The sequence below is a fragment of the Saccharomonospora xinjiangensis XJ-54 genome (assembly GCF_000258175.1).
Lineage (GTDB): Bacteria > Actinomycetota > Actinomycetes > Mycobacteriales > Pseudonocardiaceae > Saccharomonospora > Saccharomonospora xinjiangensis.
This window is the reverse complement of record NZ_JH636049.1, coordinates 586,395-609,095: the sequence shown is the minus strand read 5'-3', so window position 1 is coordinate 609,095 and position 22,701 is coordinate 586,395. Positions and strand designations below refer to the sequence as shown.

20 protein-coding genes are annotated in these 22,701 nt (G+C 71.0%); 12 read left to right on the top strand and 8 right to left on the bottom strand.

Going from position 1 to position 22,701, the window contains the following annotated elements:
* The first annotated feature begins 117 nt into the window (after positions 1–117).
* Positions 118–789 (top strand): hypothetical protein, encoded by a 672-nt coding sequence (locus tag SACXIDRAFT_RS02305; protein WP_006236849.1) that lies wholly within the window; start codon positions 118–120, stop codon positions 787–789.
* 140 nt (positions 790–929) lie between these two features.
* On the opposite strand, the gene SACXIDRAFT_RS02300 is transcribed toward SACXIDRAFT_RS02305, so the two are convergent.
* On the bottom strand, positions 930–2,177 hold the full coding sequence (locus tag SACXIDRAFT_RS02300; protein WP_006236848.1) for an NAD(P)/FAD-dependent oxidoreductase: 1,248 nt from the start codon (positions 2,175–2,177) through the stop codon (positions 930–932).
* A gap of 139 nt (positions 2,178–2,316) precedes the next feature.
* Entirely contained in the window at positions 2,317–3,102 is a 786-nt protein-coding gene (locus SACXIDRAFT_RS02295; RefSeq protein WP_006236847.1) for an IclR family transcriptional regulator, read from the bottom strand.
* A gap of 86 nt (positions 3,103–3,188) precedes the next feature.
* Between SACXIDRAFT_RS02295 and hutH the strand changes: the two genes are divergently transcribed.
* From hutH to SACXIDRAFT_RS02260, 7 genes are all read left to right on the top strand, one after another.
* The gene (gene hutH, locus SACXIDRAFT_RS02290; protein ID WP_006236846.1) at positions 3,189–4,724 is read left to right on the top strand and encodes a histidine ammonia-lyase; all 1,536 of its coding nucleotides are present in this window, start codon (positions 3,189–3,191) and stop codon (positions 4,722–4,724) included.
* Positions 4,721–6,412 (top strand): urocanate hydratase, encoded by a 1,692-nt coding sequence (gene hutU, locus SACXIDRAFT_RS02285; RefSeq protein ID WP_006236845.1) that lies wholly within the window; start codon positions 4,721–4,723, stop codon positions 6,410–6,412. The genes hutH and hutU overlap by 4 nt, the downstream gene beginning before the upstream one ends.
* The gene (locus tag SACXIDRAFT_RS02280) at positions 6,409–7,617 is read left to right on the top strand and encodes an allantoate amidohydrolase (RefSeq protein ID WP_006236844.1); all 1,209 of its coding nucleotides are present in this window, start codon (positions 6,409–6,411) and stop codon (positions 7,615–7,617) included. Before hutU ends, SACXIDRAFT_RS02280 begins: the two co-directional genes overlap by 4 nt.
* The gene (locus SACXIDRAFT_RS02275; RefSeq protein WP_006236843.1) at positions 7,611–8,939 is read left to right on the top strand and encodes a formimidoylglutamate deiminase; all 1,329 of its coding nucleotides are present in this window, start codon (positions 7,611–7,613) and stop codon (positions 8,937–8,939) included. Before SACXIDRAFT_RS02280 ends, SACXIDRAFT_RS02275 begins: the two co-directional genes overlap by 7 nt.
* Positions 8,936–10,102 carry an imidazolonepropionase gene (gene hutI / locus SACXIDRAFT_RS02270; RefSeq protein ID WP_006236842.1) on the top strand — a complete coding sequence of 389 codons (1,167 nt, stop codon included), beginning with the start codon at positions 8,936–8,938 and terminating at the stop codon, positions 10,100–10,102. The genes SACXIDRAFT_RS02275 and hutI overlap by 4 nt, the downstream gene beginning before the upstream one ends.
* A gap of 284 nt (positions 10,103–10,386) precedes the next feature.
* Positions 10,387–11,154: a hypothetical protein gene (locus SACXIDRAFT_RS02265; RefSeq protein WP_232285228.1), complete on the top strand. Its 768-nt coding sequence runs from the start codon at positions 10,387–10,389 to the stop codon at positions 11,152–11,154.
* Positions 11,155–11,171: 17 nt separating this feature from the next.
* The gene (locus tag SACXIDRAFT_RS02260) at positions 11,172–11,966 is read left to right on the top strand and encodes a hypothetical protein (protein WP_006236840.1); all 795 of its coding nucleotides are present in this window, start codon (positions 11,172–11,174) and stop codon (positions 11,964–11,966) included.
* Positions 11,967–12,005: 39 nt separating this feature from the next.
* On the opposite strand, the gene SACXIDRAFT_RS02255 is transcribed toward SACXIDRAFT_RS02260, so the two are convergent.
* Entirely contained in the window at positions 12,006–12,254 is a 249-nt protein-coding gene (locus SACXIDRAFT_RS02255; protein ID WP_006236839.1) for an HC3 family zinc finger protein, read from the bottom strand.
* A 118-nt stretch (positions 12,255–12,372) separates the two neighbouring features.
* Here SACXIDRAFT_RS02255 and SACXIDRAFT_RS02250 point away from each other — a divergent pair, with 118 nt between their 5' ends.
* Positions 12,373–13,227, top strand: a complete 855-nt coding sequence (locus SACXIDRAFT_RS02250) for a helix-turn-helix domain-containing protein (RefSeq protein WP_006236838.1) — start codon at positions 12,373–12,375, stop codon at positions 13,225–13,227.
* Positions 13,224–13,424: a DUF397 domain-containing protein gene (locus tag SACXIDRAFT_RS02245; RefSeq protein ID WP_006236837.1), complete on the top strand. Its 201-nt coding sequence runs from the start codon at positions 13,224–13,226 to the stop codon at positions 13,422–13,424. The genes SACXIDRAFT_RS02250 and SACXIDRAFT_RS02245 overlap by 4 nt, the downstream gene beginning before the upstream one ends.
* Positions 13,425–13,672: 248 nt before the next feature.
* Here the strand turns inward: SACXIDRAFT_RS02245 and SACXIDRAFT_RS02240 are convergent, their stop codons facing one another.
* Together SACXIDRAFT_RS02240 and SACXIDRAFT_RS02235 are read right to left on the bottom strand one after the other, a co-directional pair.
* Positions 13,673–13,846 carry a hypothetical protein gene (locus SACXIDRAFT_RS02240; RefSeq protein WP_232285227.1) on the bottom strand — a complete coding sequence of 58 codons (174 nt, stop codon included), beginning with the start codon at positions 13,844–13,846 and terminating at the stop codon, positions 13,673–13,675.
* Between the two features lie 207 nt (positions 13,847–14,053).
* Positions 14,054–14,971 carry a LysR family transcriptional regulator gene (locus tag SACXIDRAFT_RS02235; RefSeq protein ID WP_006236835.1) on the bottom strand — a complete coding sequence of 306 codons (918 nt, stop codon included), beginning with the start codon at positions 14,969–14,971 and terminating at the stop codon, positions 14,054–14,056.
* A 70-nt stretch (positions 14,972–15,041) separates the two neighbouring features.
* Here SACXIDRAFT_RS02235 and SACXIDRAFT_RS02230 point away from each other — a divergent pair, with 70 nt between their 5' ends.
* Positions 15,042–16,055 carry a YeiH family protein gene (locus tag SACXIDRAFT_RS02230; RefSeq protein ID WP_050986896.1) on the top strand — a complete coding sequence of 338 codons (1,014 nt, stop codon included), beginning with the start codon at positions 15,042–15,044 and terminating at the stop codon, positions 16,053–16,055.
* 457 nt (positions 16,056–16,512) lie between these two features.
* Here the strand turns inward: SACXIDRAFT_RS02230 and SACXIDRAFT_RS02225 are convergent, their stop codons facing one another.
* The 3 genes from SACXIDRAFT_RS02225 to galT all read right to left on the bottom strand — a co-directional run bounded on the left by SACXIDRAFT_RS02225 (position 16,513) and on the right by galT (position 19,806).
* Positions 16,513–16,797 (bottom strand): hypothetical protein, encoded by a 285-nt coding sequence (locus tag SACXIDRAFT_RS02225; protein WP_006236833.1) that lies wholly within the window; start codon positions 16,795–16,797, stop codon positions 16,513–16,515.
* Positions 16,798–16,809: 12 nt separating this feature from the next.
* A complete protein-coding gene (locus SACXIDRAFT_RS02220; protein WP_006236832.1) occupies positions 16,810–18,510 on the bottom strand; it encodes a sodium:solute symporter family protein in 1,701 nt (566 codons plus the stop codon).
* Between the two features lie 219 nt (positions 18,511–18,729).
* The gene (gene galT / locus SACXIDRAFT_RS02215; protein WP_006236831.1) at positions 18,730–19,806 is read right to left on the bottom strand and encodes a galactose-1-phosphate uridylyltransferase; all 1,077 of its coding nucleotides are present in this window, start codon (positions 19,804–19,806) and stop codon (positions 18,730–18,732) included.
* 349 nt (positions 19,807–20,155) lie between these two features.
* Here galT and SACXIDRAFT_RS02210 point away from each other — a divergent pair, with 349 nt between their 5' ends.
* Entirely contained in the window at positions 20,156–22,684 is a 2,529-nt protein-coding gene (locus tag SACXIDRAFT_RS02210) for a glycoside hydrolase family 2 (protein ID WP_006236830.1), read from the top strand.
* Positions 22,685–22,701 lie beyond the last annotated feature (17 nt).

The window sequence follows — 22,701 nt, the reverse complement described above, 5'->3', positions numbered from 1 at the left end:
AGGTCAAGCCGGACTCGCGTCCCCCGTTCCGGTGATGCCGGGTGAAGTCCGCACGCCCGCGCCCGCGCTGTCCCATGATCAGCCCCGTGGCGCAGCGGCGAAGGGGGAAAGGCGCTCATGGGTTACGAGACGCAACCACGGGATTCCCGGGGACGCTGGACGAAGCGCTCGGGCGCTCTGGTGGCCTCGACGACACTGGCGATCACCGTGGCGTACGGCCCTGCTGGAGTCACCGGGGTCACCGGAGTCTCGGGCGGCAGCGGTGTGGCGTCGATGCAGTCGTCATTGAGCCAGGTGGTGCGCACCAAACTCGCCAAGGGCAAGCGATCAGCGGCGAAGGGACACCGCAACACGACGTGGAAGCGGCTGGACCTCGAACGGATCGACGAGAAACTCGACAGGGCGGGCGGCTGCGCCCTCCACTCCTACGGGCAGGTGCAGCGATTCCTCACCAGAACTCCCTGCCATTCGCTGCGGAGGATGCTGTTCCTCCTCGGCGACGGCCACGGCAATCGCATCGTCGTCTCGGTGTCCTGGGTGCGGATGCGCGGGACGGCCGCCGCGCGGGAGTTGCGAGGACTGGCCGATGTGGACGGAACGGGCAACATCACGCCGTTGCCCGGCGCGATCGTCGGAGCCGGGACGATCCGCTGGACCGGAAGGTACTACGACTCCCGCCGGTCGGGAAGCCTCGTGGTGATCGCGGAAACCGAGCCCGTGCGCGGCAACCCGCATCCAGGCTTCCTCGACGGCGTCGCCGACGTCGCGGCGGAGCTGCCGCGTCCGTAGTGCGGAGTCGGGCCGCCCCCGGATCGTTCGACCGGCAGACGAGTCCCTATCGGCACGCGTTCGGCGACACGTGTCGTGCAGCAACGACGTCGTCCAGCATCCCGGCCCGGAGCCACCGGGATCGGGCGTGGCGGGTTCCCTTACCGTGCCACGGCGCCGAGCGGAACCGACGGGTCGGCCAGGCGCGCGGGGTCCACGGCAGCCCTGCTGCGGATGAGTTGTTTGGCCGGTTCGATGCCGTCGTCCCACATGTTGACGTGCAGGCCGGCCACGACCTGATCGTCGGCGAGCCAGAACGCGTGGAAGGCGTCGTCCTCCCGCGCGCCCCTGGTGACCACTGTGTACGGTCGGCCTGGTTCGAGCAGCCCGATGAACTCCATGCCGATGTCGTACTGGTCGGTGTAGAAGAAGGGCAATTCGTCGTAGGGACGCCCTCGGCCGATCAGCGATCGCGCTGCGGCAGGGCCCGCGTTCAAGGCGCCTGCCCAGTGCTCGACGCGCACGTGCCTTTCGTAGAAGGGGTGGAAGGCGGAGGCGACATCACCGGCGGCGGCGATCGTGGGATCGGCCGTGCGCAGGTACTCGTCCACGACGATCCCGTTGTCCACGGTGAGACCACCGCCACGGGCGAGTGCGGTGTTGGGTTTCACGCCGATGCCGACCACCACCGTGCCTGCCTCGATCTCCTCGCCCGCGTCGGTGGAGATACCCACGACCCTGCCGGAGCCGATCAGGGCGTTCGGGCGGCACCCGGTGAGAATCCTGACGCCGTGGCGCCGATGGACGTCGGCGAAGTAGCCGCCCAGTTCCGGTCCCAGCGTGGCCAGCAGCGGAGCGTCCTGCGGCTCCACCACCGTGACGTCGCAGCCGTACTGCCGGGCCGCCGCCGCCACTTCGAGACCGATCCAGCCCGCGCCGACGACGGCCACCGGACCACCCGCGCGTAACGCGTCGCGAAGGCGTTCCGAATCGCCCAGCTCGCGCAGGTAGTGCACACCGTCCAGCTCAGCGCCGGGAACCGACAGCCGCCGGGGGCTCGCGCCCGTGGTGAGCAGCAGGTGCGTGTACCGGACGCGCCGCCCGTCGGCCAGTTCGACGTCGCGGGTGTCGCGGTGGATGTCCACCGCCGCCGTTCCGAGGAGCAACTCGACGTCGTTGCCGGTGTACCAGCCGGGGTCGTGGACGGCGGTGCTCGCCCTGTCCGCGTTGCCGAGCAGGTAATCCTTCGACAGCGGCGGACGCTCGTACGGCGGCTCGCCCTCGGCCCCGATCAGCACGATGGACCCGGTGAACCCCTCCTCACGCAGTGCCTCGGCGGCCTTCGCGCCCGCGAGTCCCGCGCCGACGATCACGACGGTGTCTTTCCCGTCTTTCCCCTCTGTCCCCATGCCTCTCGCCGCCTTCGTGCCGGGTGCCGGTGGTGGGACGGATACCCACCGCGAGCGCCCGTTACCCGCCGGGCAGGTGATGATCGCGCCGCCGTGGCGTGGACGGCCCGGCCGAGTCGTCACCGAGGCGGGTGGCGGGTCAGGCGGCGTGCCCGCCGACTCTCGCCGTGAGTTCGGCGGCCGAGGCCCGCACCTCGGCCGCCTGCTCCGGCCAGTCCTGCCCGCACTCCCGTTCCCTGTCGCACTCGTGCCGGAACGTCACGCTGACAGCCGCGATCGGGGTGCCGGTGGGGCCGAACACCGGCGCGGCGACCGAGGCGAACCCCTCGGTGACGTAGCCGTCCTCGACGGCCCAGCCCCTCCGGCGCTGCGCGGCGAGAAGGCGGCGCAGCCCCGGCAGGTCGGAAGGCCCCCTGCCGGTCCGGCGCACGAAGCTCCCCGCTCTGGGGAACAGCGCCCGCACCTGCGGCGACGGCAGATGCGCGAGGATCGCCCTCCCCGACGCGGGCAGGTGCGCAGGCAGCCGCACGCCGATCTCGGTCACCAGCCCGAGCGGCCATTTCGGCTGTTCCCGCACCAGATACAGCGTCTCGGCGCCGTGCAGCACCCCGAGGTGAGCGGTCAGCTCGACGCGGGCGGTCAACTCGCGCAGCAGTGGCCGGGCCAGCGCCTCCAGCGGGTCGTGGCGCAGATACGCCGAACCGACCTCGAACGCCGCCACGCCGAGCCCGTACCGGCGCTGGTCGGGAAGGTGGGTCGCGAATCCGGCCGCCACCAGTTCGGACAGCAGGTGGTACGTCGTCGAGCGCGGCAATCCCAGCTCGCGAGCCACCGAGGCCGCCGTCACCGGCTCAGCCTTCGCGGCCAGCAGCCGCAGAACCGCGAGCCCGCGCCGCAACGCGGGCACGTCACTGCTCCGGCCCATCCCGCACCTCCCAGCTGTCTGGTATCCGAGACAGTGTCGCCCGCCGAGGTCTCGCTCGCGAGCCCTGCGCGAGGTGAGATGGGGGTATGCGAGCTGTTCCCATCGGACTCACGCCACTGTCGCGTGAGCAGGTCGTCGCCGTCGCCCGCGAGGGCGCACCCGTCGAGGTGGCGCCGGAGGCGGTGAAGGCCACCACCACGGCGAGGACCCACATCGACGCGCTCGCCGCGTCCGAACGCGCTGTCTACGGCGTGTCCACCGGCTTCGGGGCGCTGGCCGTGAAGTACATCCCGGAGGACCGGCGCGCGCAGCTCCAGCGTTCGCTGGTGCGGTCGCATGCCGCCGGTGCCGGTCCTGAGGTGGAGCGGGAGGTGGTGCGTGCGCTGACGTTGCTGCGGCTGCGCACCCTCGCGAGCGGCCACACCGGTGTGCGGCCTGCGACGGTGCTGGCCATGGCCAGCCTGCTCAACGCCGGGATCACGCCCGTGGTGCGCGAATACGGCTCGCTCGGCTGCTCCGGTGATCTCGCGCCGCTGGCCTCCGTCGCGCTCGCGCTCATGGGAGAGGGCGAGGTCAGGGACGCCACGGGCAGCGTGCGCGCCGCGGCCGAGGCGCTGGCCGACGCGGGCGTCGAACCCGTGGAGCTGGCGGAGAAGGAAGGGCTCGCCCTCATCAACGGCACCGACGGCATGCTCGGCATGCTCGTGCTGGCTCTCGCCGACCTGCGCCGCCTCCTCGACACCGCAGACCTGACCGCGGCGATGAGCGTGGAGAGCCTGCTCGGCACGGACAGGGCGTTCGCCGCCGACCTCCAGGAACTCCGCCCGCACCCCGGCCAGGCCGTCTCGGCGGCGCGCATGCGGCGGTTCCTCGCGTCGTCCGGCATCGTCGCAAGCCACCGTGGCCCCGACTGCACGCGGGTGCAGGACGCCTACTCACTGCGCTGCGCCCCGCAGGTGCACGGCGCGGCACGTGACACGGTGGCCCACGCCGAGGCCGTCGCAGACAGAGAACTCGTCGCCGTGGTGGACAACCCCGTCGTGCTCGCCGACGGGCGCGTGGAGTCGAGCGGCAACTTCCACGGCGCGCCGCTGGCCTACGTGCTCGACTTTCTCGCCATCGCCGTGGCGGACGTGGCGAGCATGGCCGAGCGGCGCACCGACCGCCTGCTCGATGTCGCGCGCTCGCAGGGGTTGCCGCCGTTCCTCGCAGCCGACCCCGGCGTCGATTCCGGCCACATGATCGCCCACTACACGCAGGCGTCGGTGGTGTCCGAGCTGAAACGTCTCGCGGTGCCAGCCTCCGTTGACTCGATCCCTACCAGCGCCATGCAGGAGGACCACGTCTCGATGGGCTGGGCCTCGGCCCGCAAGCTCCGCAGGGCCGTCGAGGGATTGACCACCGTGCTCGCCGTGGAACTGCTGACCGCGGCCCGCGCTCTCGATTTGCGCACACCGCTGGCCCCCGCCCCCGCCACGGCGGCGGCCCTCGCCGTGCTGCGCGAGCACGTGCCGGGCCCCGGCCCCGATCGCCACCTCGCTCCCGAGATCACCGCCGCCATCGACCTGGTCCGATCCGGCACCGCACTGCGCGCTGCCGAGAACTGTGGGGAGGAATCATGAACGCACCCGTCCGAGCGGCTCGCGGCACCGCGCTCACCGCGCGGTCGTGGGCCACCGAGGCGCCGCTGCGCATGCTGCACAACAACCTCGACCCCGAGGTCGCGGAACGGCCCGGCGACCTCGTCGTCTACGGCGGAACCGGCAAGGCGGCCCGCGACTGGCCGAGTTTCCACGCCATCACCGCCGAACTCGCCGACCTGCACGACGACGAGACACTCCTCGTGCAGTCGGGACGGCCGGTGGGTGTGCTGCGCACCCACGAGTGGGCGCCGAGGGTGCTGATCGCCAACTCGAACCTCGTGCCGGACTGGGCGAGCTGGCCTGAGTTCCGGCGCCTCGACGCGCTCGGGCTAACGATGTACGGGCAGATGACCGCGGGGTCGTGGATCTACATTGGAACGCAGGGCATCCTCCAGGGCACGTACGAGACGTTCGCCGCCGTGGCGGCCAAGCGGTTCGGCGGCTCGCTGCGCGGCACCCTCACCGTCACCGCAGGGCTCGGCGGGATGGGTGGGGCTCAGCCGCTGGCCGTCACCATGAACGAAGGCGTCGCGCTCGTGGTGGAGTGCGACGCCGAACGAGCACACCGCAGGGTGGCCACGCGCTACCTCGACGAGGTGGCCACCGATGTGGACAGTGCGATCAGGACGGTCGAGCAGGCGAAGCGGGAGGGCAGGGCACTGTCGGTCGCCGTCATCGGCAACGCGGCCGAGGTGCTGCCCGAGCTGCTGCGCCGGGGCGTCGAGATCGACGTCGTCACGGACCAGACCTCGGCCCACGACCCGCTGTCGTACTTGCCGAAGGGCGTCGCCGTGGAGGACTGGGGCGACTACGCCGCCGCCAAGCCCGACGAGTTCACCGACCGCGCCCGCGAGTCGATGGCCGAGCACGTTGACGCGATGGTGGGCTTCCTCGACGCGGGTGCCGAGGTGTTCGACTACGGCAACTCCCTGCGCGGCGAGGCGAAACTCGGCGGCTGCGAGCGCGCGTTCGACTACCCCGGGTTCGTTCCCGCGTACATCAGGCCGCTGTTCTGCGAGGGCAAGGGCCCGTTCCGCTGGGCCGCGCTGTCGGGGGAGGCGTCCGACATCGCCGCCACCGACCGCGCCGTGCTGGACCTCTTCGGCGGTGACGACCGCCTTGCCCGCTGGATCCGCCTCGCGGGCGAGCGCGTGGCGTTCCAGGGATTGCCCGCGCGCATCTGCTGGCTCGGCTACGGCGAGCGGGAACTCGCGGGCGCCCGGTTCAACGAGATGGTGGCGAGCGGCGAACTCGCCGCCCCCGTCGTGATCGGGCGCGACCACCTCGACTGCGGTTCCGTGGCCTCGCCGTACCGGGAGACCGAGGGCATGGCCGACGGCTCCGACGCGATCGCCGACTGGCCGCTGCTCAACGCGCTGGTCAACACCGCGTCGGGCGCCACGTGGGTGTCGATCCACCACGGCGGAGGAGTGGGCATGGGCCGCTCCGTGCACGCGGGGCAGGTCACCGTGGCCGACGGCACGGATCTGGCGGCCCGCAAGATCGAGCGCGTGCTCACCAACGACCCCGCCATGGGCGTGCTGCGCCACGCTGACGCCGGGTACGAGCGAGCGGTCGAGGTGGCGGACGAGCGCGGACTGCGTGTCCCCATGCGCGACACCGGCACCGGCACAGGGGTCACGCCGCGTCCGGGAGCGTCGGCATGAGCGGCGCGACCTCGTTGCTCGATGCCATCGCAGGCGTGGGCACCGACCGCAGGGGCGGCTACTCGCGGCACGGTTTCGATCGCGCCGAGGCGGAACTGCGCGAGTGGTTCACCGCCGAGGCCACCGCGAGGGGCCTCGACGTGCACACCGACCGCAACGGCAACCTGTGGGCGTGGTGGGGCGAGCCGGGCCCGGACGCGGTGGTGACGGGAAGCCATCTCGACTCGGTGCCCGGCGGTGGTGCCTTCGACGGCCCACTCGGCGTGGCCTCGGCGCTCGCCGCCGTGGACCTGCTGCGCGCCGAGGGGTTCACGCGGTCGCGCCCGCTCGCCGTCGCGGTGTTCGCGGAGGAGGAGGGCGGGCGGTTCGGCGTGCCCTGCCTCGGTTCGCGGCTGCTCGCCGGCACACTCGACACGGACACGGCGCGCACCCTTCGCGACACCGACGGCGTCACGCTCGCCGAGGCCGTCAGGGCCCGGGGAGTGGCTCCCGAGCACCTCGGACCCGACCCCGAGACGCTGGGCCGCATCGGTTGTTTCGTCGAGCTGCACGTGGAGCAGGGCCGGGGTCTCGTGGACCTGGGCAGGCCCGTGGGCCTCGCGAGTTCGATCCTCGCGCACGGTCGCTGGCGGCTGAGCTTCTCCGGCGAGGGAAACCACGCCGGGGCCACGGCGCTGGCCGACCGCAGGGACCCGATGCTGCCTGCCGCGTCGCTCGTGCTGGCCGCGCGCCGCGCCGCCGCGTCGGTTCCCGGTGCGCGAGCCACCGTGGGCAGGCTGGTGCCCACACCGGGCGGCACGAACGTCATCCCGTCCACTGTGGACGTCTGGCTCGACGCTCGCGCGAGCGGGGACGGCGAGACCCGGCACGTCGTCGCCGAGATCACCGAAGCGGCGCGCGAGGCGGCCGAGGCCGAGGGCTGCACCGTCGCCGTGCGCGAGGAGTCGTACACCGGCACGGTCACCTTCGACAGCGCGTTGCGCGACGAGCTGGCCGGTGTGCTCGGCGGGGCGCCCGCGCTGGCGACGGGCGCGGGACACGACGCGGGCGTGCTCGCGCACCACGTGCCCACCGCGATGCTGTTCGTGCGCAACCCCACCGGAGTCAGCCACGCCCCGGCCGAGCACGCCGAGGCGGACGACTGCGAGGCCGGGGCCGCCGCCCTCGCCCGCGTCCTCGCCCACCTCGCGGGGGTACCGTGCTGAGCTACTGGTGCGAACACGCGTGGCTGCCCGAGGGACTCACCTCTCGCGTGCTCGTGAGGGTGGGCGGCGACGGCACGATCACCGCCGTGGAACGCGCGCGTCCCGAACCGGGATCACACCGCCTGCCCGGCGTGGTGCTGCCCGGGTTCGCCAACGCGCATTCCCATGCGTTCCACCGGGCGCTGCGAGGCCGCACCCACGGTGGCGACGCGGCGGGCGGCACGTTCTGGACCTGGCGCGACACGATGTACCGGGTGGCGGAGCGGCTCGACCCCGACTCCTACTTCCGGCTCGCCAGAGCCGTCTACGCCGAGATGGTGGTGGCCGGGATCTCCTGCGTCGGAGAGTTCCACTACCTGCACCACGCGCAGGACGGCCGCCGCTACGCCGACCCGAACGCGATGGGCGAGGCGCTGCGGCAGGCCGCGGCCGAGGCGGGGCTACGCCTGACCATCCTGGACACGTGCTACCTCACGGGCGGCATCGGCGAGCCCCTCGACGGGGTTCAGCGCAGGTTCGGTGACGGTGATGTGGCGCGGTGGCGGGAGCGGGTCGAGGCCCTTGATCGCGACGGCACCGACGCCACCACCCGCGTCGGTGCCGCAGTGCACTCGGTGCGTGCCGTCGCCGCGCCTGACCTGCCCGAGGTGGCCGCCGCGCTGCCGGGCCGTCCCCTGCACGTCCACGTCTCCGAGCAACCCGCCGAGAACGCCGCGTGCCACGCCGCCTACGGGCGCACCCCGGTGGAGTTGCTGCACGAGACCGGGGTGCTGTCGGCGCGCACCACGGCCGTCCACGCCACCCACCTCAGTGCGGGCGACGTGGCGCTGCTCGGCGGAAGCGGCACGGCGGTGTGTGCCTGCCCGACCACCGAGGCCGACCTCGCCGACGGCCTCGGGCCGATGCGCGAGCTCGCCGACGCGGGTTGTTCACTCTGCCTCGGCAGCGATCAGCACGCCGTGGTGGACCCGCTGGGCGAGGCCAGGGCACTGGAGTACGGCGAACGACTGCGCTCCGGCCGCCGTGGCCGGTTCACACCTGCCGAGCTGCTGAAGACAGCCACGGCGGCGGGACACGCCACGCTCGGGTGGCCTGAAGCCGGAGTGATCGCACCGGGAGCGCCCGCCGACCTGGTGGCCGTACGTGACGACACACCGAGGACGGCCGGTGCGGCACCGGAGCAGGTGCCGCTGGTGGCCTCGGCAGCCGACGTGGCCGCGGTGGTCGTCGCCGGTCGTGTCGTGGCGTCGGAGGGACGGCACACCACCCTCGGCGACGTGGGAGCACTGCTGGCACGGGAGATCGAACGGCTGTGGGCATGACGACGACATCGACACTGATCACCGGGATCGGCGAGTTGACGACGAACGACGAGCACCTCGGCACGATCACCGACGCGGCGCTGGTGCTGTCGGGCCGTCGCGTGGAGTGGGTCGGCCCCGCGACGCGCGCGCCCGACGCGGACGAGCGCATCGACGTCGAAGGACGCGCTGCGCTGCCCGGCTGGGTGGACAGCCACACCCACCTGGTCTTCGCGGGCGACCGGTCCGCCGAGTTCGCCGCGCGCCTCGCCGGTCGCCCCTACGACGCGGGCGGTATCGCCGTGACCGTGGAGACCACGCGCGCCGCGTCGGACGACGCGCTCGCCGCCACCCTGCGGCGCCTCACCGAGGAGGCCGTGAACCAGGGAACGACCTGCCTCGAAACCAAGACCGGCTACGGCCTCACCGTGGCCGAGGAGACGAGAGCCGCGCGCCTCGCGGCCGGGTTCGTGGACGAGGTGACCTTCCTCGGCGCCCATGTGGTTCCACCCGGCTGGGACACCGACGACTACGTCGCCCTCGTGTGCGGCGAAATGCTCGACGCGGTGGCACCCCACGTGCGCTGGGCGGACGTGTTCTGCGAGCGTGGCGCGTTCGACGCCGACGCGGCGAGCGCGGTGCTCACCGCCGCCGCGAAGGCAGGACTCGGACTGCGGGTCCACGGCAACCAGCTCGGTGCAGGACCGGGTGTGCGGGTCGCGGTGGAGCACGGCGCGGCCAGTGTGGACCACTGCACGTATCTCACCGGTTCCGATGTGGACGCACTGGCGAACTCCGAGACCGTGGCGACGCTCCTGCCGGCCTGCGACCTCTCGACGCGCCAGCCGTTGCCGGACGCCCGCGCACTGCTCGACGCGGGCGCGACCGTGGCGCTGGCCTCCAACTGCAATCCCGGCTCGTCGTACACGACGTCCATGGCGTTCTGCGTCGCCACCGCCGTGTTGCAGATGAGGATGACCGTCGAGGAGGCCGTGCGCGCCGCGACCTGGGGCGGAGCGCGGGCACTGCGCAGGGAGTCGGGCGAGGGAGCCGTCGGCGTGCTGCGCCCCGGCGCGCGCGCCGACGTGCACGTGCTCGACGCGCCGTCGGCCGCCCACCTCGCCTACCGCCCGGGGGTCCCGCTGACGCACGCCGTGTGGCGAGAAGGCAGCCGAGCCCGCTGACGGGCGTGTCCGCACTTCCTGCACGTGCGTCCGCACTTCCTGCACGCGTGTCGGCACTTGCTGCACGGGTGTCGGCACTTGCTGTACGTGCGTCCGCGCCGCAAAGTGCAAACACCCGTACACAGACTGCGGACACGACACCCTGCGTCTCGTGTCCGCACTTCCTGCACGGGTGTCGGCACTTCCTGCACACACGCGGCAGCCCGCGTCCGCGTGTTCGCCATCGGCGGACGGTGACGATCCGCACCTGGCGCCGGTGACATGCGCCGGCTTACGGTTCCGCGGTGACGCGACCGACGACTGTGGACACCGCGAACCCACCACGCCGCCGCTGGCGGCGCGCGGTGGCGTGGTCGGGCACGGCACTGGCCGCGTACGCGACGACACTGTCCGTGGCGAGCGACACCGTGTACCTGCTGGCGATTCCGGGGATGGTATGCCTGCTGGTCCTGACGATCCTCGCGGTGAGGCGGGTGCAGCGGCGCAGGATCGGCCTTCCCGCCGACGCCGATCTGCGCCGACTGCTACGCCTGCACCGGGCCGTCGTGCTCCGCCGTTACGCGGCCTTGCTCGCGCTGTCGGCCGTGTTGTGCACGGTGCCGTTCGTGCTCGACGTCGGCGTGCTGTACCCGCTCGTGGGCGTCGGGATCGGTGTGACGAAGATCGTGCACTACTTCCTTTTCGGCCAACTCGCGCTGTTGCGGGCACAGTCCCGGGTACTGTCCGTCTACGCCCCGGAGTTCCGCGAGCCTGTGCGGATCGTGCTGGGGCTCGACAACGGCACGCTGAGTGTCCGCCTCGGGCAGGGGCAGCGGTGGCCGATGATGGTGGCGCGCGGTGTGGCCGACCACGACGCGGGTCAGCAGGGCATCGAGGGTGGGGGCTGGTTCGCCGGTGACGCCGAACTCGGGGGCGTTCTCGCGACTCAGGGTGGTGATCTGCTGCTGCTGGTGCCGCGGGACGGCAAGCAGCGAGCGAGCAGGCGAAGCCGCGCCGACGCCGCGCGCAGGGAGAAGGAGCGGCGTGCCGGGCTCGACCGGCTTCAGCCATAGGATGAGGGGGTGCGGTGATGAGACGTCGGCGTGGGTGGGCCGTGGCGATCGCTGTGGCAGGCGTGGTGGCGGCGTCGTTCGCGGTGACCGCGGGGCTGACACGCGAGCCGGCTCAGGACAGCGGGCGGGAACAGGTGGCGGAGCCGGTGGCGTTCGCCGCCGACGTCGTTGACGTCGTGCGCACGGGCGAGCGATCGGTGCGGGTGGTGGTGGAGCTGCCCTCGGGCGGGGAGGACTGCGGCGACGACGTGCGCGTCGAACACGTGCAGGACGCGTTGCCGGACCGGCCGGACACCGTCTACGCCAACGTCATGTACTCGGCGCCGATGCCGGACGTCGGCGCGTGCCGTGGGCGGCGCACGGCGGAGGTTCCGTTGACGGTGTCCGCTCCCCTCGGTGAGCGGATGTTGGTGTTCAACGCCGCCTTCCCCGCGTGGACACCCGACGGTGATCGCTATCGCCGGTGTGACGACCTCCTCGGCTGCCACCCGCCGGAGGACACCTGCGATCCCGTGTGGATCGACAAGGCCGTGTACCAGCTCGACGTTCCGGTGAAGCGCCTGCGCAGCGTGCGCGAGGTGCGCGCCTGTGACGGCACCTGGCTGATCCTCGACGTGAATCCGGCGGCGGGCAGGTGCGCTCCGGACGGCGGTGAGTGCGAGCCGGGCGGCGACGTCGCCCGATGGTTCCTGCGGTTCGACCGTGACCACTGGGAGACGGTGCTGCGCACGAGCGGCGCCGGATGCACTGGTCTGGACCGCGAGTTCACCGACCTTCCCACCGAACTCTGCGCGACGCTCCCCGCGCCGTGACAGCACACGCGAACCCCGCGAGGGTGGCGGCGGCAGCGCTCACGCGTTCTCCGGCAGCGGAGGGATGTCGTGGGCGGGAAAACCCGCGCGGACCCGCCATTCGCGGTCGCAGGCCCAGCAGGTGGGGTCGTGCCACCAGCCGGACAGCTCGACGAAGTCGTGTTCCCGTGGGATGACCTCCGCGCCGCACAACGCCTCGAACGCGATGCCGGGATGCGGTGTCGCGGTCTTCCACGCGTTGTAGGCGTGCCGCCGTCCTTCCGCCTGCTGCCAGCGAAATCGTTCCATCGTCGGACCCCCTGGATTCCGGTGTTCGCTGATCACAGTGGCTGTCTACAGGCTGTAGTTGCAATCTCCCGATCGTGTGACTGCTGCGCGAGGGTGATCTCTCGCTACGATCCGGCGCGTGCCATGGGACACCAGCGGGCTGACGACACGGGCCCGCGCGTTGACGGCGGCGATCCGCAGACTCGTGGATGCGTCCGGAATGAGCGGGAGAGAGATCTCGCAACGGCTGGGTTTCAGCCATGGCACCGTGTCCCACTGGGCGACGGGGCGGAGGCTGCCGAACCCCGAGGACACGGCGTCGCTGCTGACCCTGCTCGGCGTCACCGGTGAGGAGAAGCAGCGCCTCGTCGAGCTCGCCCGCCACGCCGCGGAACCGAACTGGCTCGTGGTGGGCATGCCGGGGATTCCGCAGCAGCTCGCGGGCGCCATCGAGTCGGAACGCCATGCCTCGGCGGTGGTCGAGTGGGCGCGGGACGTCGTACCCGGCCTGCTCCAGACCGCCGACTACGCCCGCGCGCTAGCCGGTGCCACCCAGCTTGAGCCGCACGAGGTGGACGCGCGGGTGATGCTGCGCGTCGGGCGTTCGGAGGTGGTCACCCGCCGCGATCCACTCCGGCTGCTCGCGCTCATCGCCGAGGACGCGGTGCGCGAGATCGTCGGGTCGCCTCCCGTGATGGCCGACCAGCTCCGGCATCTGGTCGCGATGGGTGGTCGCGACAACATCACTGTCCAGATCGTGCCGCCGCGTATCGGCTGGCATCCGGGCTGGGCTGGCCCTTTCGTGCTCTACGAATTCCCCGACGCGCCACCGGTGGTGCACTTCGAGCACTACAGCTCGGGCGCCTTCGTGCTCGACGAGGACGACGTGGAGGCGTACCGGAAGGCGGTGGAGATCATTCGTGGTCTCGCGAGAAGTCCCGCCGAATCGGCCGATCTGCTGAGGACGATCACAGAGGAACTGGAGGCAACGTGACACACGGTCTGTTGTGGAGGAAGAGCAGTTTCAGCAACCCCAACGGAAACTGCGTGGAATTCACCCCGGTGTGCGACGGCAGCGGGGATGTGCTGATCCGGCATTCGAAACGTCCCGACGACGCCACGATCCGCTACACGGCGGCGGAGTGGCGGGCTTTCGTGGCCGGGGTCAAGGCAGGCGAATTCGAGGTGTGACGAGGGAGAGGCGTCGCTCGGCGGAGACTTCGGGCACCGCTGCCCGATGCGGGGCGGCCGTGGCGCCGACGACCAGCCGGGTACGGGGCCGCACCGATGACCGGACACGGCATCCGCCGTGCGCCGGGGGCGCTCGTGGCCTGCTCGGGGCCCGTTGACGCGGACGCGTTGCGCAGCGGAGCCGCGACGCCGCGCGCCTGGGGGTTGCGGGTGCGGTCCACGCCAGGCAGCAGGCCGGGGCGGCGGTGTCACAGGAGGCGCACCGCATCCAGGACGAGCAGGAGCACCGGCAGCGCCACGGTGGCGAAGGCGAGGACGGCGCATCCGCCCTTGCGGGCGAGCGCCTTGTCCTCGTGCCGCCACTGCTTCAGAATCTCCTCGGACTCGCGCATCGTCTCCCGCGCGTACCGTTCGGACTCCACGTCGATCTCCCGGATGCAACGGTCACAGCACATGGAGGGAGCCGTGGTGTTCATCCGCCCGCAGCGATTACAGGGATACAGCATGAGGCGTCTCCTTCGCGGACAGGACGCTCCGGCAGCGGCGGCGTGCGCGAGATCCCGCGATCGTAGCGATCAGGGACGGCTTCAGGGGAGTTCTCTCGCCGGATTGCCGTAGCCGGAAGGCGGTCAGCGCGGCGGCGCGGGTACGTGGTCGCGTACGGCGATGGCGAGCAGGCGAGCCGCATCCCGCGTGGGGCGGGTCCCGGTGCGCCACACCGCGCGGAGGTTGCGGCCGAGTTCGAGCCCGATGGTGGGAACCTCGACGAGCACACCTCGGGCGAGTGCTCCGGCCACCACGAGTTCGCTGACGAGCGCGGGACCCGCTCCCGCGATCACGGCGCTGCGGACCGCCTCGCTTGAGCCGAGTTCGAGCAGCGGCGGCGCGAGCGTGGCGCCGTGGGCGGCCATGGCCTGCTCGACGGTGTCGCGGGTCCCCGAACCGCGTTCGCGGCTCACCAGCGGTGTCCGCGCGAGTTCGTGCGGGCCGACAGGACGCCGTCGGCCGGCCCACCCGTGGTCCGGCCGCACGGCGAGCACGAGCCGATCGCGGGCCACCGTGCGGTAGCGCAGCCCTCGCCTCGGCCGCGGTGTCTCCACGAAACCGAGATCGGCCGTTTTCGCCTCGACGAGTTCGCACACATGCGCCGAGTTCGTGACTTCCAACCCGACGTGCAGGCCGGGGTTCTCCCTGCGCAGCTCACCGAGCCAGGCGGGCAGCAGGTGTTCGGCCACCGTCAGGCTCGCCGCCACCACGAGGTTGGCGGTGTAATCGTGCCGCAGCGACGCGACGCCGTCCTCCAGCGCGCGGACCTCGTCCAGCACCCGCTGCGCCAGGCCACACACGAGTGTCCCGGCAGGAGTCAGTGCCGAGCCCCGCCGCGTGCGGTCGAGCAGTGTGATCTTCCAGCGCCGTTCCAGCGCGCTCATGCGCTTGCTCGCCGCGGGCTGGCTGATGCCGAGTTCGGCCGCGGCGGCGGTGAGGCTGCCCCGGTCGCGGACGAGCAGGAGCAGCCGGAGCGCGTCGAGATCGGACAACGATGGCATTCCCTCAGGTTATGACGTCAGACAAGATCGACGGCTACCGCGTCCGCGGTACGCCCGACACGCTCACGACATGGCACAACCAGAAGAGCGCGTCGGCTCCGGGTTCCACAGGGCCCGGTCGCTGGCGCCAGGACTGTCCGTGGCCGCGGCGGCGACCGCCGTCGCGCTGGCAGTGAACGCCGCGTTGCCGTCCGTGAGCGCGCTGACCGTCGCCGTCGTGCTGGGCGTACTGGCGGGGCCGCTGCTGCCCCCCGCGACACACGAGGGCGTGACCTTCGCGGCGAAGACGTTGCTGCGGATCGGCGTCGTGCTGCTCGGGCTGCGGCTGAGCGTGGCCGACGTCGTCGATCTCGGGGCGGGAACACTCCTCGCCGTGACCGTCACGGTGACGGCGTCGTTCGCGGCGATCCTGTTGCTCGGCAGGCTTCTCGGTCTGCCGAGAGGACTCGGGTTGCTGGTGGCGACCGGGACGTCGATCTGCGGTGCTTCCGCGATCGCCGCCATGGACAGCGTGAGCGATACCGAGAACGAGGACGTGGCAGGTGCCGTCGCGCTCGTCACCGTCTACGGCAGCGCCGCGATGGTGGCGGTTCCGCTGCTCGGCTCGTGGTGGGGCTGGTCGCCCGAGCGGATCGCGACGTGGGCGGGGCTGAGCGTCCACGAGGTGGCGCAGGTGGTCGTGGCGGCCTCACCGGTGGGCGCGGCGGCTGTCGCGGTGGCCGTGGTGGTGAAACTGACGCGCGTGGTGTTTCTCGCGCCGATGGTGGCCGGCGTCAGTGTCTGGCAGCGACGCCGCACGCCGCGCGACGGCGGTACCCGCAGGCCCCCGTTGATTCCGATGTTCGTGCTCGGGTTCTTGCTCATGATGGCCGCGCGCGGCACCGGCCTTGTTCCCGAAGGCGTGCTCGGCGCCGCCGAGGTGGCGACGACGGTGTTGTTCTCGGCGGCCCTTTTCGGTCTCGGGACGGCCGTGCGGCCCGGCGTCCTGCTACGCGGGGGATGGCGTGGCATCGCGTTCGGCGGTCTCGCGACAACGGTGGTGGCCGGTGTCGCCGCCGCCGTGCTTCCCCTGACGGGCACCTGACCCGCCACGGCCCGCCGGGCGGCGCGGCCTGGCGTACGGGAGGTGCGGACCCGCGTACGGGAGGTGCGGACACGAGACGCGGGGTGTCGTGTCCGCAGTCTGTGTACGGGTGTTTGCACTTTGCGGTGCGGGCATGGGTGCGGGAAGTGCAGACACAGATGCGGGAGGTGCGGACACGCGTACGGGAGGTGCGGACACGGGTGCGGGAAGTGCGGACACGGTGTGTGGCGGCAGCCCGGCATGCGGGGGCCGCCAGACCAGCACCACAGCACCCACAGCGCTGGCTGCACCCACAGCGCTGGCTGCACCCACAGCGCTGGCTGCACCCACAGCGCTGGCTGCACCCACAGCGCTCGCTGCGCCACGGCGCTCCCGCACCACAGCGCGGGCACCGCAGCGCGGGCACCGCAGCGCGGGCACCGCAGCGCGGGCACCGCAGCGCAGCGAGTGTGGGTGATCAGTTCTCTTCGCCCCTGTGGTGTTCGTGTTCCAGGCGTTCGGCTTCCTCCTGCGGGACGGTGATCGGGCGCAGCTTCGCCCACAGCACGAACAGCCCCGCGAAGATCAGCATGGCGACGCCGGTCCACAGGTTGATGTTGATGTCGGCTGCCTTGGCGATGTCCTCTTCGGTGGTGAAGCCGAGTCCCAGCACCGTCAGCACGGCGCCGTAGACGCCGATGAGGAGGGCGATCACGAGGCGGATGTCGAACGCCCTGGCACGGCGGGTTCCGGAGTTCGTCATGGTCTCGTCCTCCTAGAAGATGATGTTGAACAGGATGGTGACGGCCAGCACGATTCCGGCGAGCAAGCCGGGGCGGCGGTACCAGCCCGCGTCCTCGCCGCTGGTGGAGTGCCGCAGGCTTTCCTTCGGGGTCAGCGAGTAGACCAGCCCCACGAGCTGTGCTTCCGGCTTGGGTTGCGTGGCGTAGGTGACGGCGACACTCACCGCGATGTCCACCACGAAGGCCGCGCCCGCCCCGACGAACGACGCGCCCTGCCCCGGCAGGTCCCACACCCCGGTCTCGGCGAGCAGGAACACCCCGACCGCCGCCGCGGTACCGCTGACGAGGCCGGTCCAGCCCGCCGTCGGCGTCATCCGCTTCCAGAACATGCCGAGGATGAACGTGGCGAACAGCGGCGCGTTGAAGAACGAGAAGAGCTGTTGCAGGTAGTCCATCAGGTTGGAGTACGAGGCGGCGATGAACGCCGTCCCGATGGCCAGCACCGTGGCGACGACGGTGACGACCCTTCCCGCCCTGAGGTAGTAGCCGTCGGGGCGGTCCTTGACGACGTACGCCTGCCAGATGTCGTAGGTGAACACCGTGTTGAACGAGCTGAGGTTCGCGGCCATCCCCGCCATGAACGACGCCAGCAGGCCCGCGATCGCGATGCCGAGCATGCCGTTGGGCAGCAGGTCGCGCATCAGCAGCAGCAGCGCGTCGTTGAACGTCGCCCCGCTCGGGGCCGCTTCACCAGCCAGCAGCGCGGACTTGTTCTCACCGGCCAGCTCGGTGACGCTCACCCCGGCGACCATGCCGGGGATGATCACGATGAACGGCACCAGCATCTTCGGGAAGGCACCGATGATCGGCGTCCGGCGTGCGGCCGACATGCTCTTCGACGCCATCGCCCGCTGGACCTCGACGAAGTTGGTGGTCCAGTAGCCGAAGGACAGCACGAACCCGAGGCCGAACACCAGGCCGAGCACCGAGAGGAAGTTGCTGCCGAAACCGGTGAGCTGGTTGCCAGGCCACGAACTGAGCTGTTCGGCCCCTCCCGGTCCCGCCGACACCTTGTCAACGAGTCCCTGCCAGCCACCGACCTTGGCGAGCCCGACGATCGTGAGCGGGAGCAGCGCCGCCACGATGACGAAGAACTGGAGGACCTCGTTGTAGATCGCGGCGGAGAGTCCGCCGAGGGCGGTGTAGACGAGCACGATCACCGCGGCGAGGATCACCGAGAGCCAGATGGGCCAGCCGAGCAGGAGGTTGACCACCGTGGCGAGCAGGAAGAGGTTCGCGCCTGCGATGAGCACCTGAGCCAGCGCGAAGCTGATGCCGTTCACCAGGTGCGCGGGTTTGCCGAACCGGCGCAGCATGAACTCGGGAACGCTGCGCACCTTCGACCCGTAGTAGAACGGCATCATCACGATGCCGAGGAACAGCATCGCGGGAACGGCGCCGATCCAGAAGTAGTGGGCGGTCGGCATCCCGTACTGGGCGCCGTTGGCCGACATTCCCATGACCTCGATCGCGCCGAGGTTGGCGGCGACGAAGGCAAGGCCGGTCACCCAGGCGGGCAGCGAGCGGCCGGACAGGAAGAAGTCGAGACTTGTGGACACCTGCCTGCGGGCGAGGTATCCGATGCCGAGTACGAGCACGAAATAGAACGCGAGCAATACGTAGTCGATCGCCGCTGCGTCGAGGCGCAGGTCCGCTTCAGCGAGGACGTGCACGGCCCACCTCCGGTGGTCGGGGAGAAGTCATGGGGATTCGTCGGGCGAAGCCGGTGCGGACACGCGCGTGGGGCGTGGCCCGCGCCGGGACGAAGGATCGGGTCAGGTTCACGCCGCCGCTGTGAACAGCGACGTGGACACCGCTGTGAACAGCGACGTGGACACCGCTGTGAACAGCAGAGTGAACACTGTGGACACGGTGGACTGTGTGTCTTCCGGCTACACCTCCCTGAGCCTGCTGGCGACGTCTTCGGGCAGTACGTCGGTGATGAAGGCCCCCATTCCCGACTCCGAGCCGGCCAGGTACTTGAGCTTGTCGGCGGAGCGGCGGATCGAGAACAGTTGCAGGTGCAGGTGGCTCAACTCCTCGTCGTCGCAGGCAGGCGCCTGATGCCATGCGGAGATGTAGGGGAGGGGATCGCCGTAGAGGCGGTCCAGTCGCACAAGCAGGTCGAGGTAGAGCGTCGTGAAGTCGTCGCGCTCGGCGTCGCCGAGGTCGGCGATGGTGCGGACCTTGCGCAGGGGGTAGACGTGCACCTCGACCGGCCAGCGCGCCGCGGCGGGCACGAACGCCACCCAGTGCGCGGTCTCGGCGATCAGCCGCACTCCCGATTGCCTTTCGGCGGTCAGGATGTCGCGATGCAGGTCGCGGCCGGTGCGTTCGCGGTGGTGGCGCGCGACCTCCAGCATCCGCCGGGTCCTCGGTGTGACGAACGGGTAGGCGTAGATCTGCCCGTGCGGGTGCGGCAGGGTGACCCCGATCTCCTTGCCCCTGCTCTCGAAGCAGAATACCTGCTCGACACCGTCGAGTGTGGACAGTTCGGTGGTGCGATCGGCCAGTGCGTCGATGACCAGCCGCGCCCTGGACGGGGAGAGGTCGGCGAACCGGGCATGGTGGTCGCTGGTGAAGCAGACCACCTCGCAGCGCCCGAAGCCGGGCCGGACCTCGACCAGCGGATGCCGCACCTCGACGCCGTCGAGCCGCGCTTCGGTGGACAGGCTGGGAAAGCGGTTCTCGAAGATCGCGACGGCGTACCCAGGGGCAGGGATCTCGGTGTGCCTTCCCTCGCTCGACGGGCACAGCGGGCAGTCGTTCCGCGCCGGCATGAACGTGCGGTTCTGCCGGTGGGTCGCCATCATCACCCACTCGCCGAGCAGGGGGTCCCAGCGCAGTTGGGACGCGGTGCTGACGGCAGGGAGGTCTCTCGGGTCGGGCGGCGCGGGCACGGCCTCGTCGTCGGCCGCGAAGTAGAACAGCTCGCGGCCGTCGGCCAGAAACGTTCGTGTCCTCTTCACCGGCTGCCTCGTCCCTTCCTGCTCACGTGCCGAACGCAGGAATTCAACCACGAAGCAACAGAAACCAACAGGCTCGGGTGGTCACCAGCCGGTATCGGTCCGACTGGGCCGAACGGGGAGCTGTCACCCGAGTGCCTTTACTCCCCTGTACGCACGGTGGTGGCCTGCGGCATCGCTCTGTTCGGGCGATGTTGTGTTTGAACCTGGTCGATAGTGATTGCACATGTTGACACTCCGGGTTGTTGTGTGTGAAATGCTTCACGCCGGACATCATCCGCCACGAGCGCGGTCCGGCGTTCCCTGCGTCGGCGGCGATGGCCGACGCGGTCCCCTGCGAGGAGGGTGTTCGATGCTGTCACCCGCACCACCGCCCCGATCCCGTGACCGCCGCGTCCGGCGGCGCGGCGCGCTCGCCGCGATATCCGCGCTGCTGTTCGCGGCCCTCACCCCGGCGGCCACCGCCGAGCCCTCGGCCGAATGGACGATCGGCGAACCACCACTCGCGACGCCGTGGACGGGCGACGTGTCACCCGGGAATGCGCTGCCCGAGTACCCGAGGCCCCAGCTCACCCGTCCCGAATGGCGCAACCTCAACGGCGTCTGGGAGTTCACGGGCGCGACCGAGGGTGAGTCGCCGCCGTTCGGCGAGACGCTGCCCGAGCGCATCCTCGTGCCCTACCCGACGGAGTCGGCGCTGTCCGGAATCCAGCGGCGCGCCGACCACATGTGGTATCGCCGCACCGTCACCGTGCCGAGGAACTGGCGTATCGGCGAGCACAACCGCCTCCTCCTGCACTTCGGTGCCGTTGACTACGAGGCGACGGTGTACGTCAACGGGCACGAGGTCGCCTCGCACACCGGCGGCTACGACGCCTTCTCCGCCGACATCACCGACGCGCTACGGCCGGGCGGCGAGCAGGAGATCGTCGTGGGAGTCACCGACCTGACCGACGCCACCTGGCAGCCGGTGGGCAAGCAACGCAGGGTCCCCGATCGCGGCATCTTCTACGAGGGGGCCTCGGGCATCTGGCAGACCGTGTGGATGGAGCCGGTCGCCGAAACCCACATCACGACTCTGGACCTGGTTCCGGACATCGACACGGCCACGCTCGGCCTCACCGTGAACACCGAAGGTCCCTCCAGGGGCCTGACGGTGGAGGCCGTGGTGCGCGACGGCGAGCGCGTCATCAGCCGGGCGCGTGGCGAAGCCGGCCTGCCGCTGACCGTCGCCGTTCCGGACGCGCGACTGTGGTCGCCGGACTCGCCGTTCCTCTACGACCTCGACGTCGTGCTGAAGGATCGGGATGGGGTGGTGGACCGGGTGTCGTCCTACTTCGGCATGCGCGAGATCGGCATGACCGAGGGCGAGGACGGGAAACGGCGGATCACGCTCAACGGCGAGATCCTGTTTCTGATGTCCACACTGGACCAGGGCTACTGGCCGGACGGCATCTACACCGCGCCGACCGACGAGGCGCTGCGCTGGGACCTGGAGGCGCACAAGCGCCTCGGCTTCAACACCGTGCGCAAGCACATCAAGACCGAGCCCGACCGCTGGTATTACCACGCCGACCGGCTCGGCCTGCTCGTGTGGCAGGACATGCCGTCGATGCGCACCGGGGGCAGGCCGCCTGCGGACGCGGCGGCGCAGTTCGAGTCCGAGCTGCGGGAACTCGTGGCGGAGAAGAAGAACTGGACCTCGATCATCGGGTGGGTGCCGTTCAACGAGGGCTGGGGCGAGTGGGCACGGGAGGACACCGGCCGCATCGCCGAGGAGATCGCCGCCCAGGACCCGACCCGGCTCGTCAACGCCCACAGTGGAGTGAACTGCTGCGACTCACTCGGCGATTCGGGCAAGGGCCACGTCATCGACTGGCACGCCTACGTCGGGCCTGCCACGCCGGAACCGGACGCGCACCGCGTCGCCATCGACGGCGAGCACGGCGGGTTCGGTCTGGAAGTGGACGGTCACATGTGGTTCGGCGAGGGGCACGCCTATCACATGCTGCCCGACTCCGGGAGTCTGACGGCCGCCTACGTCGATAACCAGCGAACCGTGTTGAGAGCGGCGAGGTCGTGCGGCATCAGCGGCGCGGTCTACACGCAGCTCACCGATGTCGAACACGAGGTCAACGGCTTTTTCACCTACGACAGGATGGTGGAGAAGATGGACTTCGAGGCCGTCCGCCGCATCAACGAGGAGATCATCGAGAAGGCCGACGGCTCCGAGGGCGGACAGCCCGCTCCGTTGCCGGGAACACCTGGACTCGACGGCGTTCACGCCTACCTGTTCGACGAGGGAACGGGTTCCGTCGCCGAGGACGCCGTCGGCGACGCCGACGCGACGCTCACGGGCACCGAGTGGACGGACGGCGTTCGCGGCGGCGCGGCGTCGTTCGCCGGTGCGGGTGAGGCGGACACCGGCGCGGCGCTCGCCGACACCCGGGGCAGCTACTCGGTGTCGGCGTGGGTCCGGCTCGACGAGGCGGGAACCGGCTTCCAGACCGTCGTCAGCCAGGACACCGATGTCCACAGCGCGTTCTTCCTCCAGTACTCCGGACAGGACCAGAGGTGGGCGATGAGCTTCGCGGGGCTGCGCACCCTCTCGCCGGAGAAGCCGGAGCCCGGCCGGTGGTACCACCTGACGGGCGTTCGCGACGCCGAGGCCGGAACCCTGTCGCTCTACGTGGACGGGCAACACGCCGACACCAGAGGCGCGTGCCTCGCCGAGGGAGGTGACGGCAACACGGTGATCGGTCGAGCCCGGTACGGCGGTGCCGACGTGGACCACCTGCGCGGCGACGTGGACGAGGTCAGGATCTTCGACCGCGCCCTGTCTCGGGACGAGGTCGCCCTGCTCGCCTCCGGCGGGCGTTGACCAGTGCGGGGGCGGGG